15 protein-coding genes and 1 other annotated feature are annotated in these 15,233 nt (G+C 35.5%); all 15 genes read right to left on the bottom strand.

Going from position 1 to position 15,233, the window contains the following annotated elements; genetic code table 11:
* A partial coding sequence (locus BLV37_RS14880; protein WP_139226313.1) for a GTP-binding protein occupies positions 1–89 on the bottom strand: 89 nt, incomplete at its 3' end.
* Between the two features lie 50 nt (positions 90–139).
* Positions 140–2,206, bottom strand: coding sequence for an elongation factor G (gene fusA, locus BLV37_RS14060; protein WP_091732892.1), 2,067 nt, complete (start codon positions 2,204–2,206; stop codon positions 140–142).
* Positions 2,207–2,289: 83 nt separating this feature from the next.
* Positions 2,290–2,760, bottom strand: a complete 471-nt coding sequence (gene rpsG, locus BLV37_RS14065) for a 30S ribosomal protein S7 (protein WP_091732895.1) — start codon at positions 2,758–2,760, stop codon at positions 2,290–2,292.
* A gap of 140 nt (positions 2,761–2,900) precedes the next feature.
* Complete coding sequence (gene rpsL / locus BLV37_RS14070) at positions 2,901–3,317, bottom strand: 30S ribosomal protein S12 (protein ID WP_091732898.1); 417 nt, start codon at positions 3,315–3,317, stop codon at positions 2,901–2,903.
* A gap of 25 nt (positions 3,318–3,342) precedes the next feature.
* Positions 3,343–3,585 (bottom strand): ribosomal L7Ae/L30e/S12e/Gadd45 family protein, encoded by a 243-nt coding sequence (locus tag BLV37_RS14075; protein WP_091732901.1) that lies wholly within the window; start codon positions 3,583–3,585, stop codon positions 3,343–3,345.
* Positions 3,586–3,724: 139 nt separating this feature from the next.
* On the bottom strand, positions 3,725–7,237 hold the full coding sequence (rpoC, locus tag BLV37_RS14080) for a DNA-directed RNA polymerase subunit beta' (RefSeq protein WP_091732905.1): 3,513 nt from the start codon (positions 7,235–7,237) through the stop codon (positions 3,725–3,727).
* A gap of 44 nt (positions 7,238–7,281) precedes the next feature.
* Positions 7,282–10,992 (bottom strand): DNA-directed RNA polymerase subunit beta, encoded by a 3,711-nt coding sequence (gene rpoB, locus BLV37_RS14085; RefSeq protein ID WP_091732908.1) that lies wholly within the window; start codon positions 10,990–10,992, stop codon positions 7,282–7,284.
* Positions 10,993–11,394: 402 nt separating this feature from the next.
* The gene (gene rplL, locus BLV37_RS14090; RefSeq protein WP_091732910.1) at positions 11,395–11,781 is read right to left on the bottom strand and encodes a 50S ribosomal protein L7/L12; all 387 of its coding nucleotides are present in this window, start codon (positions 11,779–11,781) and stop codon (positions 11,395–11,397) included.
* Between the two features lie 62 nt (positions 11,782–11,843).
* On the bottom strand, positions 11,844–12,368 hold the full coding sequence (rplJ, locus tag BLV37_RS14095) for a 50S ribosomal protein L10 (protein ID WP_091732913.1): 525 nt from the start codon (positions 12,366–12,368) through the stop codon (positions 11,844–11,846).
* Positions 12,369–12,414: 46 nt separating this feature from the next.
* Positions 12,415–12,549: a sequence feature (ribosomal protein L10 leader region), on the bottom strand.
* A 42-nt stretch (positions 12,550–12,591) separates the two neighbouring features.
* Entirely contained in the window at positions 12,592–13,290 is a 699-nt protein-coding gene (gene rplA, locus BLV37_RS14100; RefSeq protein ID WP_091732930.1) for a 50S ribosomal protein L1, read from the bottom strand.
* A 55-nt stretch (positions 13,291–13,345) separates the two neighbouring features.
* Positions 13,346–13,771, bottom strand: coding sequence for a 50S ribosomal protein L11 (gene rplK, locus BLV37_RS14105; protein ID WP_091732933.1), 426 nt, complete (start codon positions 13,769–13,771; stop codon positions 13,346–13,348).
* Positions 13,772–13,888: 117 nt separating this feature from the next.
* Entirely contained in the window at positions 13,889–14,416 is a 528-nt protein-coding gene (gene nusG / locus BLV37_RS14110; protein WP_091732935.1) for a transcription termination/antitermination protein NusG, read from the bottom strand.
* Between the two features lie 43 nt (positions 14,417–14,459).
* Entirely contained in the window at positions 14,460–14,672 is a 213-nt protein-coding gene (gene secE, locus BLV37_RS14115) for a preprotein translocase subunit SecE (RefSeq protein ID WP_091732937.1), read from the bottom strand.
* 36 nt (positions 14,673–14,708) lie between these two features.
* Complete coding sequence (rpmG, locus tag BLV37_RS14120; RefSeq protein WP_091732939.1) at positions 14,709–14,858, bottom strand: 50S ribosomal protein L33; 150 nt, start codon at positions 14,856–14,858, stop codon at positions 14,709–14,711.
* A 280-nt stretch (positions 14,859–15,138) separates the two neighbouring features.
* Positions 15,139–15,233: EF-Tu C-terminal domain-related protein (locus BLV37_RS14125; protein WP_483145416.1), on the bottom strand; the 95-nt coding region annotated here is incomplete at its 5' end.

Below are 15,233 nucleotides of genomic sequence, written 5' to 3' on the forward strand. Positions count from 1 at the left end.
GCTGTTAGTGTTGTTTTACCGTGGTCAACGTGTCCTATTGTTCCAATGTTTACGTGTGGCTTATTTCTTTCAAATTTTGCTTTTGCCATTTTTTTATTCCTCCCTACTATACAGAATTATATTATTTATAATTATTAGATTATTTATTAATAAGCTTTTCAGCTAAGCTGTTCGGTAATGCTTCATAGTGGTCAAATTGCATTGTATATGTTCCTCGACCTTGAGTTTTGGATCTAAGGTCAGTAGCGTATCCAAACATTTCTGATAGCGGTACATATCCTCTTACAACCTGTGCTCCACTTCTTGACTCCATTCCTTCTATTCTTCCTCTTCTAGAGTTAAGGTCTCCTATTACGTCTCCCATATACTCTTCGGGCATAACAACTTCAACCTTCATATATGGTTCAAGTATTACAGGGCCAGCTTTTCTCATACCATCTTTAAATGCCATAGAGCCTGCAATTTTAAACGCCATTTCTGATGAGTCAACCTCGTGGTATGATCCATCATATAGAGTTACCTTAAGATCTAATACCTGATATCCTGCTAAAATACCATTTTGCATAGCTTCTTGGATACCATTGTCAACAGCTGGTATATATTCTTTTGGTATAGCTCCACCTACGATTTTGTTAACAAACTCGTAACCTGCACCTGGTTCTCTAGGCTCAAGCTTAATCTTAACGTGACCATATTGTCCACGTCCTCCAGATTGTCTTGCATATTTTGCCTCAACATCTGCTTCTTTTGTAATAGTTTCTTTATATGAAACTTGTGGGTTACCTACATTTGCTTCTACTTTAAATTCTCTTAGAAGCCTGTCAACAATAATTTCTAGGTGTAATTCTCCCATTCCAGCTATTATAGTTTGACCTGTTTCTTGGTCAGTATATGCCTTGAATGTTGGATCTTCCTCAGATAGTTTAGCTAAGGATATTCCTAGCTTATCTTGACCTGCTTTAGTTTTTGGCTCTATTGCTACGTGTATAACAGGTTCTGGGAATTCCATTGATTCTAGTATTATAGGATTATCCTCATCACAAAGAGTGTCTCCTGTTCCTGTATCTTTTAAGCCTACTGCTGCTGCAATGTCTCCTGAGTATACTCTTTCTATTTCTTCTCTCTTGTTTGCATGCATTTGTAATATACGACCTATTCTTTCTTTCTTACCCTTTGTTGAGTTTAATACATAGGAGCCTGAATCAAGTACTCCTGAATATACTCTAAAAAAAGCAAGTTTACCTACATAAGGGTCAGCCATAATTTTAAATGCTAATGCTGAGAATGGTTCGTCATCTGATGATGCTCTTTCTTCAACATCTTCTGAGCCTGGTTTTACTCCTGTTATAGATGGAATATCTATTGGAGCAGGCATATAGTCAACTACTGCATCTAATAGCGGTTGTATACCTCTGTTTCTATATGCAGAACCACATAGTACAGGAGTGATGCTACATGCTATAGTAGCCTTTCTAATAGCAGCTTTTATTTCATCTGTGCTTATTTCTTCACCTTCAAGATATTTCATCATTAGCTCTTCATTTTGATCAGCTACAGCTTCTAGCAATGCTTCTCTATATTCTTCCGCTAAATCCTTCATATCTTCTGGAACATCTATTATTTCATACTCTTTTCCTAATTCATCTTTGTAGATTCTAGCTTGCATATTAACCAAGTCTACCATTCCTACAAAGGTATCTTCTGAACCTATTGGTAGCTGCACTGGAACTACATTTGCTTTTAATCTGTCCTTCATCATTTGAACTGCTCTGAAAAAGTCTGCACCTGTAGTATCCATTTTATTTACAAAAGCCATACGTGGAACGCCATATTTGTCTGCTTGACGCCATACTGTTTCTGATTGTGGCTCCACACCGCCTTTTGCACAAAAAACTGCTACTGCGCCATCGAGAACACGAAGAGACCTTTCTACCTCAACAGTAAAATCCACGTGTCCTGGTGTGTCAATAATGTTTACCCTATGTCCATTCCATTGAGCAGTAGTGGCTGCAGAAGTTATTGTGATTCCTCTTTCCTGTTCTTGCTCCATCCAGTCCATAGTAGCTGAACCCTCATGGGTTTCGCCTATTTTGTAAGTTCTACCAGTATAGAATAGTATTCTTTCAGTAGTAGTTGTTTTACCTGCATCTATATGAGCCATTATTCCAATATTTCGAGTTTTTTCTAAAGAAAATTCTCTAGGCACAGTATTCCTCCTTTCTGTAAATCATTACACATTTTATTTGTTTCCAATTATATATTAACTTAATCATAATTTTATAATCTTTATTACCATCTGTAATGTGCAAAAGCTTTATTAGCTTCAGCCATTTTATGAGTGTCTTCTCTCTTTTTAACACTAGCACCTGTGTTGTTAGCTGCATCCATGATTTCTTTAGCTAGCCTTTCACTCATGGTTTTTTCTCCTCTTTTTCTTGAGTAAGATACTAACCATCTTAGCCCTAAAGTCTGTCTTCTTTCTGGTCTAACTTCAACAGGAACTTGGTATGTTGCTCCACCAACACGTCTTGCCTTTACTTCTAGTACAGGCATTATGTTGTTGAAACCTTTATAGAAAACCTCTAATGGTTCTTCTCCTGTTTTTTGTCCTATGGTATCAAAAGCATCGTATACTATTTTTTGTGCAACGCCTTTTTTACCATCAAGCATTATTTGATTTATTAGCTTTGTAACTATTTTATCATTGTAGATTGGATCTGGACTAACTGGTCTTTTTGGAACATGTCCTTTTCTTGGCACTATACTTCCCTCCTTAACAATTCATATTAAATCATAGGTACTCGACAAATCCTACTGTCGTCTTAGCGCACTAAATGCATATATATAAACAGCCTTTAGCCTATGACGCTAAAACCCCGCATTATTAGTACCCGTTAAAACTATTTTTTCTTAGGTTTCTTTGCACCATATTTTGATCTAGCTTGCATTCTCTTGTCTACACCTGCTGCATCTAGTGTTCCTCTAACGATGTGGTATCTAACACCCGGTAAGTCTTTTACCCTTCCACCTCTTATAAGCACAACACTATGCTCTTGCAAGTTATGGCCTATTCCTGGGATATAAGCGTTAACTTCTAGACCATTTGTAAGTCTAACTCTGGCAATCTTTCTTAAAGCTGAGTTAGGTTTCTTAGGTGTTACAGTTCTAACTGCTACACACACTCCTCTTTTTTGTGGTGAATTTAATTTTGTTGTTCTCTTTTTAAGTGAGTTGTAGCTTACTCCTAAGTGAGCAGATTTTGATTTGTATATAACATCTTCTCTGCCTTTTCTTATTAATTGGCTAATTGTTGGCATCAAAGCACCTCCTTCCAAATTTAGACTATTTAAGGGTTGCAGCTACTGCCGCATTTACGTCAATACTACAGGCCTTTCCTAATTCTTTCATGCTCTCAACATATATAATTTCTATTGTCTTTTCATTGCATAGCTGAATTATGTCTTTTACTACCTTAGGCTCTGCATCTTTTGCAATAAACACCATGTTAACTTCATCATTAGTTATTGCTCTTTTGGCCTGTTTAACACCAACAACCTTTTTCTTTTCTTTAAGATTAGTTAGCATTTTAGTCTCCTCCTCCATTACACATCTAGAAGATTATGTGACCATGGCCACATAATCTTCCTTGATTCAAAAGAGTCAACCTGAAATTTTACACACTTATATATTTTACCACCTGTTATATTTCATGTCAACATTTATATTATTCTTCAACTATTTCTTCATCTGCTTTTTTTTCCATATAATTTAATGCTATTTCTTTGTATTTTTTCATTCCTGTACCCGCCGGTATAAGCTTACCTATTAGCACATTCTCTTTTAAACCTATCAGCCCATCTTCTTTTCCTTTTATTGCTGCTTCTGTAAGTACTCTTGTAGTCTCTTGGAAGGATGCTGCCGACAAGAAAGATTCAGTAGCTAATGAAGCCTTTGTAATTCCTAACAATACTCTTCTACCTATAGCTGGTGTTCCTCCAGACTCTTCTACTTTTCTATTAGCATCGCTAAAATCGAAAATATTTACTAAGCCTCCTGGAAGAAAATCTGTATCTCCTGGTTCTTCAATCTTAACCTTGTTTAGCATCTGCCTAACTATAACCTCAATGTGCTTATCGTTTATATCAACACCTTGCATTCTATAAACTCTTTGCACTTCTCTTACAAGATATGCTTGAACTCCAGCAATTCCTTTTATCTTTAATATATCATGAGGATTAACTGAACCTTCAGTTATCTCATCTCCTGCCTCTATAAAATCTCCTGCTTTTACTTTTAATCTAGAGCCATAAGGAATAGTATATGCTTTAGCTTCTCCGTCTTCTGCTGTTACTATTGCTTCTTTTCTTCTTTTTGATTCACTTATTGAAACTGTACCTGAGATCTCTGTAATAATAGCAAGACCCTTTGGTTTTCTAGCTTCAAAAAGCTCTTCTACCCTCGGAAGACCTTGGGTAATATCTGCTCCTGCTACTCCTCCAGTATGGAAGGTACGCATTGTAAGCTGAGTACCAGGCTCTCCTATAGATTGAGCAGCTATTATACCAACTGCTTCTCCAGTATTAACAACATTTCCTGTAGCCAAGTTTCTTCCATAGCATTTTGCACATACTCCATGTCTAGTCTTACATCCTAACACTGTTCTTGCCTTAACTTCTTCAATTCCTGCTTCAATTATTTTATCTGCTTTATCCTCTGTAATTAAATCTCCTGCTTTTACTATAATTTCACCAGTTTTTGGATGTAATACATCTTCGTATGCATATCTTCCTTCAATTCTATCCCAAAGCTCTTCTATGACTTCTTTACCATCTTTAAATGCCTTGAATGCAATATATTGATCTGTACCACAATCATCTTCTCTAACAATTACGTCTTGACTTACATCCACAAGTCTTCTTGTAAGATATCCTGAGTCAGCTGTTCTAAGAGCAGTGTCAGCAAGACCCTTTCTAGAACCATGGGTAGAGGTAAAGAACTCAAGAACCGTAAGACCTTCCCTAAAGTTAGCCCTAATAGGCTGCTCAACAGTTTTACCTGAAGCATTTGCCATAAGACCCCTCATACCCGCTAGCTGTCTTATCTGATTTTTACTTCCCCTTGCTCCCGATTGAGCCATTATAAATATATTGTTTAGAGGGTCAAGATTGTTCATAAGAGCTTCAGTTACTTGCTCTGTAGTTTTATTCCAGACTTCTATAACTCTCTCATATCTTTCATCATCAGATATAAGCCCTCTTCTATAAGATTTTTCGTATTTATCAACCTTTTCTTCTGCTTCTGATATTAATATTTCCTTTTCCTTTGGAACTACTATATCATCAATACTTACTGTAATAGCTCCTATTGTAGAAAAATGGAATCCTGTTTCTTTTATATTGTCCAAGACTACCGAGGTAATTGTGTTACCATGTTTTCTATAGCATTTTTCGATAATCTTACCAAGCATTTTTTTATCTACAAGATCATCTACTTCTAAGGAATACTTATCTTTTTCTCTATTTACCATTCCTAAGTCTTGAGGAATATTTTTGTTGAATATAAATCTACCTACAGTGCTCTCTACTAGCTTTCCTCTATCATTTTCATCAATCTTTACTCTTACCTTAACCTTAGCATGTAAGCCTACCACTCCATCATAATATGCTAGAAGCATCTCATCGTAGTCTTTAAATATCATTCCTTCACCAGATTCGCCCGGTTTTTCTACTGTCAAATAATAGCTTCCTAATACCATATCCTGTGTAGGAGTTGTGATAGGTTTTCCATCCTTTGGAGCTAGAATGTTGTTTATTGACAGCATTAAGAATCTAGCTTCTGCCTGTGCTTCAGTAGAAAGAGGTACGTGTACAGCCATCTGGTCACCATCAAAGTCTGCGTTGTAGGCAGTACATACAAGAGGATGAAGCTTAATAGCCTTTCCTTCTACTAATATAGGCTCAAATGCTTGAATACCAAGCCTGTGTAGAGTAGGAGCACGGTTTAATAAAACTGGATGCTCTTTAATAACTGATTCTAGTACATCCCAAACAACCGGTTTAACCTTCTCTACCATTCTCTTTGCGCTTTTAATATTATGTGCATGGCCTTCATTTACTAGTTTTTTCATAACAAATGGCTTGAATAGCTCTAATGCCATCTTCTTAGGAAGTCCACATTGATAGAATTTTAATTCTGGACCAACAACTATAACTGAACGTCCTGAGTAGTCAACTCTTTTACCTAAAAGGTTTTGTCTAAATCTACCTTGCTTACCTTTTAGCATATCAGATAATGATTTTAATGGTCTGTTTCCAGGTCCAGTTACAGGCCTTCCTCTTCTACCATTATCTATTAAGGCATCTACAGCCTCTTGAAGCATTCTTTTTTCGTTTCTGACTATTATATCTGGTGCACCTAAGTCTAATAATCTTTTTAATCTATTATTTCTATTGATAACTCTTCTGTAAAGATCATTTAAATCAGATGTTGCAAATCTTCCACCATCTAGCTGTACCATTGGTCTTAAATCTGGCGGAATAACAGGTACTACGTCTAGTATCATCCATTCAGGTTTATTGCCTGATTGTCTAAAGGCTTCAACTACCTCTAGTCTTCTTATAATTCTAATTTTTTTCTGTCCTGAGCTTTCCTTTAGCTGCGCTCTAAGCTCCTTAGCTTCTTTTTCTAGTTCTATTTTTGCAAGAAGCTCTTTTATGGCTTCAGCTCCCATTCCTGCTCTAAATCTTCTTCCATATTTATCTATTGCATCTCTGTATTCTTTTTCATTTAAAAGCTGTTTCTCTGATAATCCGGTATCTCCTTGATCTATTACAACATAGGATGCAAAATAAAGTATTTTTTCTAATGCTCTCGGAGACATATCTAATATAAGTCCCATTCTGCTTGGTATTCCTTTGAAATACCAAATGTGAGAAACTGGAGCAGCAAGCTCTATGTGCCCCATTCTCTCTCTTCTCACTTTTGCTTTTGTGACTTCAACTCCACATCTGTCACATACTACACCTTTGTATCTTACTCTTTTATACTTTCCACAATGACATTCCCAATCTTTTGTAGGTCCAAAGATTTTTTCACAGAACAAGCCTTCTTTTTCTGGCTTTAGAGTTCTGTAGTTTATTGTTTCAGGTTTTTTTACTTCTCCCTTAGACCATTGTCTTATTTTTTCAGGTGATGCTAAACCAATCCTGATTGAATCAAAATTATCAAGCTCGAACAAGGGGCTTTCTCTCCCTTCATAAAATTAGTTTCAGGTTTATACAATTATTCATCAAAACCATCATCAAACAAGTTATCATCTTCATCAAAAATAAACTTATCATCAGCATCTTCAATATCAATATCTTCGTCTATTTCCTCAATATTGTTTTCGTTATAATCATTATAGTATTCACTTTCGAATTCACTATCTTTGTCTTCTGTATCAAAGCCTATGTTAAGTTCACCTATTTCGTCATCTACTGACTCTTTGATTTCTATTTCTTGATTTTCAGTCAATACTTTAACGTCTAAGGCTAAACTCTGTAATTCTTTTATAAGAACCTTGAAGGATTCTGGTATTCCTGGCTCAGGTATATTTTCACCTTTTACTATTGCCTCATATGTTTTAACACGTCCTACCACGTCATCAGATTTAACTGTTAATATCTCTTGTAATGTATGTGAAGCACCATAAGCCTCTAATGCCCATACCTCCATCTCACCAAATCTCTGTCCTCCAAACTGTGCCTTACCACCTAGAGGCTGTTGAGTAACTAATGAATAAGGCCCTGTAGATCTGGCATGTATCTTATCATCTACTAAGTGATGAAGTTTTAGCATGTACATGTATCCTACTGTAACAGGATTATCAAAATATTCTCCTGTTCTACCATCTCGTAATAATATTTTACCACTTTCTGGTTCTCCTGCATTTCTTAATGCATCCCATATATCATTTTCGTTAGCACCATCAAATACAGGCGTAGCAACCATCCATCCTAGCTTCTTAGCAGCTAATCCTAAGTGTACTTCTAGGACCTGACCAATATTCATACGTGATGGTACTCCAAGCGGGTTAAGGACTATTTCAAGCGGTGTTCCATCTGGTAAATAAGGCATATCCTCCTCAGGAAGGATTCTTGAAACAACACCTTTGTTCCCGTGTCTACCACACATTTTGTCTCCAACATTAATTTTACGTTTTGTAGCAATATAAACTCTGACGAGTTGGTTTACTCCAGGAGAAAGTTCATCTCCATTTTCTCTAGTAAATACTTTAACATCTACAATTATTCCTGATTCTCCATGAGGAACTCTAAGGGAAGTATCTCTAACTTCTCTAGCTTTTTCACCAAAAATAGCCCTTAATAATCTTTCCTCTGCTGTAAGCTCTGTCTCGCCCTTTGGAGTAACTTTACCAACTAGTATATCATTTGCTTCAACCTCTGCACCTATTCTTATTATTCCTCTTTCATCTAAGTCTTTTAATGAGTCTTCTCCTACATTTGGTATATCTCTAGTTATTTCTTCAGGTCCAAGTTTTGTATCTCTGGCCTCTGATTCATATTCTTCAATATGAACAGAAGTGAGTATATCTTCTCTTACAACCTTTTCGTTTATTAATATAGCATCTTCATAGTTATAGCCTTCCCATGTCATAAATGCAATGAGTAGGTTCTTACCTAATGCTATTTCTCCTTGATCTGTAGATGGTCCATCAGCAATAACCTGACCTTTTTCAATTCTCTCGTTTTTTCTAACAATAGGTCTTTGGTTTATACAGGTTCCTTGATTAGAACGCTTAAATTTCAGTAGACTATATTTGTCAATTTGTCCGTCGTCATCTCTTCTAACTAATATTTCATCAGAAGATACACGAATAACAACTCCACTATTTCGTGCAATTATTACTACTCCTGAATCCTTTGCTGCTCTATATTCCATACCAGTTCCAATTATTGGTGCTTGTGTTTTAAGCAATGGCACAGCTTGACGTTGCATGTTAGCACCCATTAGGGCTCTGTTGGCATCGTCATTCTCTAGGAAAGGTATCATGGCAGTACCTACTGAAACTATTTGCTTAGGAGATACATCCATATAATCTACTTCATCAACTGGAACTACTTCAATACTTCCGTATTTAGCTCTGGATAATGCTCTTTTATTAACAAATTTACCCTCTGCATCTAACGGCTCATTAGACTGTGCTATAATAAACTCATCTTCAACATCAGCTGTTAAATAATCAATTTCATGAGTAACTAGGCCATTATCCTTGTCAACTCTTCTGTATGGCGCCTCAATAAAACCATAATCGTTTATTCTAGCATAAGTAGTAAGTGATGTAATAAGACCAATGTTTGGTCCTTCTGGTGTCTCTATAGGACACATTCTTCCATAGTGTGAATGATGAACGTCCCTTACTTCAAATCCAGCTCTATCTCTACTAAGACCTCCTGGTCCTAATGCAGACATTCTTCTCTTATGAGTAAGCTCTGCTAGTGGATTGGTCTGATCCATAAATTGAGACAGCTGGCTGCTGCCAAAAAATTCTTTTATAGCCGCTGCAACAGGTCTAATGTTAATCAGAGCTTGAGGTGTAACTACATCCATGTCTTGAATGGTCATTCTCTCTCTGACTACTCTTTCCATCCTAGATAATCCTATTCTGAACTGATTTTGTAAAAGTTCACCAACAGAACGTAGTCTTCTATTACCTAGATGATCTATATCATCAATGTTTCCGATGTCAAAAAATAAATTGAATTCATAGTTTACTGATGCAACTATATCTGAGTTGATTATATGCTTTGGTGAAAGCTCTCTGACTCTCTCTTTAATAGCCTCTTTTAGTTCGTCAGTTTTGCCGAACTTATCTATTAATTCCTTCATTACAGGATAATATATCTTCTCCTTGAGACCAAGATCGTCAATAGAAAAAGGCAGATTAAACGCTTTAATGTCTACAAAATGATTTCCCACAACTCTGACTATCTTGTTGTCATCAACTAGTACATCAACAACATTTATACCTGCATTCTCTATCTCAATAGCTTTTTTCCTGGATATTTTCTCGTCTTTTTCAATCAATATTTCACCTGTATTTTGATCTATTATCGTATTTGCTGCTTTCCTATTTGCAATTCTATTGTAAAGAGATAGTTTTTTATTGAACTTATATCTACCTACTTTAGCAAGATCATATCTTTTAGGATCAAAAAATAAGGTGTTTATAAGAGATCTAGCACTGTCTACAGTAGGAGGCTCACCCGGTCTAAGTCTTTTGTATATTTCTAACAAAGCCTCTTCTTGTGTCTTAGTTCCATCTTTTTCAAGAGTCTTAAGTACTTGCTCGCTTTCTCCTACGAGCTGTATGATTTCCTCATTGGAGCTATATCCTAATGCTCTAAGTAAAATAGTAATAGGAAGTTTCCTTGTTCTATCTACTCTAACATAAACGATGTCATTTGAATCACTTTCATATTCTAGCCAAGCGCCTCTATTAGGTATTACAGTAGAAGAATATAGTCTTTTACCTGTTTTGTCTATATCTTCTGCATAGTATACCCCTGGTGATCTAACTAGCTGGCTTACTATTACTCTCTCTGCTCCATTAATAATAAAGGTTCCTTTTTCGGTCATTAGTGGGAAGTCGCCCATGAACACTTCTTGTTCTTTAACTTCTCCAGTTTCTTTGTTTATAAGTCTAACCTTTACCTTTAACGGTGCTGCAAAGTTTACATCTCTTTCTTTTGATTCTTCTTCTTCGTACTTTGATTCGTCTCCAAGACTATAATCCACAAACTCTAGAATTAAGTTTCCAGTATAGTCTTGTATTGGGGAAATGTCCTCAAATACTTCTTTTAGCCCCTCATGGATAAACCAATCATAGGACCTTTTTTGTACCTCGATTAAATCCGGCAGCTCTAAAACCTCATTAATCCTAGAATAACTCATACGAACCCGTTTTCCATACGAAACAGGATGTACCATTATTACCACCCCTTAATAAAACTTAAGTAGTCAAAAACAAATTACCAAAAACAAAGCCGTAGGTTGCGGATCCCTAACTCCCTCCAGTCGTTATGGATCTCGCCAACCCTGACAAGGGTAGTACCTGCAATTCACCTTCGCTACGCTTAAGTTCATTGGGTACTACTCCTTTGGTAATTTATAGAATTAAAATACGCCTATTATATAATATTGCCACAAACTTTATCAAATATTCAAAATTTATGCCAAAATTCGCCTATTATGCATTTTATAATATTATCACACAAAAATAAAGTTGTCAAGCACACATTTTCTGGACTTATTAATGCATTAGAAACAATATTATACCATAAAAAAAGGTTTCATTTTTAAATGAAACCTTTTTCTATCATATTATAGTTATTATTTTAATTCTACAGTTGCGCCAACTTCTGCAAGTTTAGCTTTCATTTGCTCTGCTTCATCTTTTGAAGCACCTTCTTTTAACGCCTTTGGAGCATTGTCAACTAAATCTTTTGCTTCTTTTAATCCTAAACCAGTTAACTCTCTAACAACTTTTATAACTTTAATTTTTTCTGCACCAGCGCTTGCTAGGATTACATCAAATTCAGTTTTTTCTTCAGCTGCTGCTGCTGGAGCTGCACCTGCTGCTGGCATAGCTGCCATAGCTACTGGAGCTGCTGCGCTTACACCAAATTCTTCTTCTAAAGCTTTAACTAATTCTGATAATTCTAATACTGTAAGTCCTTTAACTTCTTCAATTAATTGTAATACTTTTTCACTTGCCATTATAAAATCCCTCCATATATTCTCTAAAATATTGTTTTTAATTTGTTTAAAGATTTAAGCTATTAAGCTTCTTGTTTTTCCCTTATTGCATTTAATGCATATACAAGGTTTCTGATATTTCCTTGAAGAACGTTGACAAATCCTGTAATTGGTGCGTTTAAGCCTCCAAGAACCTGTGCAACTAGTACTTCTCTTGATGGTAGTTCTGCTAGCGCCTTGATTTGATCAGAGTCTATGATTTTCCCATCAACTATACCAGCCTTTATTTCTAAGTTTTTATGATTTTTTGCAAACTCGTCACTAATCTTAGCTGGTGCTACTGGATCTTCAAAACTAAATGCTATAGCATTTGGTCCTGTAAGGAATTCATTGAATCCTTCTAGTCCAGCATCTTTAAATGCAAATCTCATTAGTGAGTTTTTGTAAACCTTATAGTCCACTCCTGCTTCTTTGTACTTCTTTCTAAGTTCTGTAACTTCTGCTACGTTTAAGCCCCTATAGTCTACAAGTACTACTGCTTGAGAATTATTGATTTTTTCTCTAATTTCTTCTACTATTTGTTGTTTTTGTTCTAATACTGAGCTCATTCAGGTTCCACCTCCTTATTGCCGAAACTATAATTCTAATTTGACCTAATAATATAATAAAGTCTCCTGTAGACACAAGGAGACTTTTGATTTCATAAGTATTCATAAGTCTGTCCTCGGCAGGCGAATTTTAAACCTATTATTAGGTACCTACTGTCTACGGAACATTTATTTAAATGTAACATTGATATATTATCAGTATATTAAAATAATGTCAACAGTTTTATTCCATTATTTTTGCTGGGTTCATTTTGATTCCTGGACCCATTGTGCTTGTAATAGTAACGCTTCTCAAATATCTTCCTTTTGCTGCTGCTGGTTTTGCCTTAATAACTGCATCCATTAGAGCATTAAAATTATCTTTCAATTTTTCATTTCCAAATGAAATTTTTCCTATTGGAACGTGAACTATATTAGTTTTGTCAACTCTATATTCTACTTTACCTGCTTTAATCTCTTTAACTGCTTTTTCAACCTCAAAAGTAACTGTTCCTGATTTTGGGTTTGGCATTAAACCTTTTGGACCTAATACTCTACCTAGTCTACCAACTACACCCATCATATCTGGCGTTGCAACAACTACATCGAATTCAAACCAGTTTTCACTTTGAATTTTAGTAACTAGCTCTTCTGCTCCTACATAATCAGCACCTGCATTTTCTGCTTCTTTTGCTTTATCTCCTTTTGCAAATACTAAAACTCTTCTTGTTCTACCAGTACCATGTGGTAATACTACAGCACCTCTAACTTGTTGATCAGCGTGTCTTGAGTCAACACCCAATTTAATATGAAGCTCTACTGTTTCATCAAATTTAGCTTTTGCTGTTTTTTGAACTAATTCAATAGCTTCATCTACTTCGTAAAGGCTTTCTCTATTTATTAGCTTTGCACTATCCTGATAGTTTTTACCTCTTTTTGCCATTGTTATAACCTCCTCGTGGTATTAGCGGTGGTTTTACCTCCCACTTTAATAAAAATTATTCTTCTACTACAACTCCCATGCTTCTTGCAGTTCCTGCAACCATACTCATCGCAGCTTCTATGCTACCTGCATTTAAGTCTGGCATTTTAAGCTCTGCTATCTTTCTTACCTTTTCTTGTGATATCTTAGCAACTTTTGTTTTGTTTGGTACTCCGGAGCCTGATTCTATGCCTGCTTCCTTTTTAATCAATACTGCTACCGGAGGAGTCTTTGTTATAAATGAGAAAGATCTATCTTGGTATACTGTTAAAACAACTGGAATTATCATACCTACCTGATCAGCAGTTTTTGCATTAAACTCCTTTGTAAACTGCATGATATTTACACCATGTGGCCCTAAAGCTGTACCTACTGGTGGTGCTGGTGTAGCTTTTCCAGCTGGAATTTGTAACTTAACCATAGCTATAACCTTTTTTGCCATATTTACACCTCCTTACATATGTGGGAAAAGCTCAAGAGCTATTCCATTTGTGTCTTGTATTTTTTAAAATAATAATACTACTTATATTCTAATATTGTATTAGTTTTACTGCCAATGCTATATTTTTTCAATCTGGTCATGGTCTAGCTCTACAAGTGTTTCTCTACCAAACATTGATACAAAGGCCTTGAGTTTTCTCTTTTCTGCATTAACACTCTCAACTGTACCAATAAAGTTCTCGAGATAACCTGTTTTTATTTTTATAACATCTCCTATAGCTATATCTATTTGTGGTAAGACTTCTTGTACTCCTAATGATTTTACCTCTTCGCTAGTAAGTGGTACAGGCTTAGATCCTGGTCCTACAAAACCAGTAACTCCCCTTGTATTTCTTACTAGATACCAAGATTCATCAGTCATTATCATCTTTACCATAACATATCCTGGGAACATTTTTCTTTCTTTTACTTTTTTCTTGCCATTTTTAGTCTCAATATATTCTTCTATTGGAACTCTTACTTCAAAAATTACATCCTGCATTCCCCTGTTTTCAACTAACTTTTCAATGTTAGCTTTAACCTTGTTTTCATGACCAGAGTAGGTATGTGCTACATACCATTTACCTTTATCAGACTTATCTGTCATAGCTTACGGGGACCCAAACCAGGTCCTTCCCTCCTTCAAATTTTTATCTAATTATCAATTTCAATATTTGGTGTAAGCCTGAGTCAATTAGCCATACTGCTAAAGAAATAATTGTACATATTACTAACACTACTATAGTATAGTTAATTAGCTCCTTTTTACTAGGCCAACTAACTTTTCTTAGTTCAGCTCTTACTCCTTTGAAATAGTTGCCTATTTTTTTTGTTCCCTTTTCAGCACCCGTTTGAGCCGCCATCTATTTCACATCCTTCATTAATGTTTTGTTAGAAAACTATTTAGTTTCCCTGTGAAGTGTATGAGTATGACAGAACTTACAATATTTTTTCAACTCAATTCTTTCAGTATTATTTTTTTTATTCTTCATAGTATTATAGTTTCTTTGTTTACATTCTGTACATGCCATCACTACTTTTACTCTCATTTAACACACCTCCTACACCTTAGCCAATCAGATATATATAAACATAAAATTACTTTCGGGCACAATTACCCAATAATAGCTTTATTACTTTATATAAACTATCACAAATTAAATTTTCTGTCAATAAAAAATTACAAATATAGGCATACTAAAACACAAGCTTTTATTAGTTTATTATTTCCACAATATTTTAATCAATACTTTATTAGTTAATGCTGCTAAATAATAAAACTGTTCTTTTCCTTAAAAAGACTAGGTCAATAGACCTAGTCTCTCAAACTTACTCTGTAATTTGAGCTACAACTCCAGCTCCTACTGTTCTTCCACCTTCACGAATAGCAAATTTAAGTCCTGCTTCCATTGCGATTGGTGTGA

Origin of the sequence: Proteiniborus ethanoligenes, assembly GCF_900107485.1 — a bacterium.
Classification (GTDB): domain Bacteria; phylum Bacillota; class Clostridia; order Tissierellales; family Proteiniboraceae; genus Proteiniborus; species Proteiniborus ethanoligenes.